Consider the following 432-nt stretch of genomic DNA (forward strand, 5'->3'; position numbering starts at 1 on the left):
CCTCGCCGTTGGCGTCGTTGCGCTTCTCGTTGTAGGACACCAGGTCGTGCAGGGTGAACCCGTCGTGCGCGGTGACGAAGTTGATCGACGCGATCGGCCGGCGCCCGTCGTCCTGGTACAGGTCGGAGCTGCCGGTGAAGCGGGACGCGAACTCGCCGAGGCTGGACGGCTCGCCGCGCCAGAAGTCACGCACCGAGTCGCGGTACTTGCCGTTCCACTCGGTCCAGTTCGGCGGGAACCCGCCCACCTGGTAGCCGCCGTCACCGACGTCCCACGGCTCGGCGATCAGCTTCACCTGTGACACCACCGGGTCCTGGTTGACCAGGTCGAAGAACGCCGCCAGCCGGTCCACCTCGTGGAACTCCCGGGCCAGGGCCGAGGCCAGGTCGAAGCGGAACCCGTCCACGTGCATCTCGGTCACCCAGTACCGCA

General features: G+C 68.3%; 1 pseudogene. It reads right to left on the bottom strand.

What is annotated here, in order from left to right:
- Positions 1-432, bottom strand: a pseudogene (locus tag ADL15_RS18790) (glycogen debranching enzyme); the annotation flags it as partial.

It is taken from the genome of Actinoplanes awajinensis subsp. mycoplanecinus (assembly GCF_001509495.1).
In the GTDB taxonomy this organism is placed as follows: Bacteria; Actinomycetota; Actinomycetes; order Mycobacteriales; family Micromonosporaceae; genus Actinoplanes; species Actinoplanes palleronii.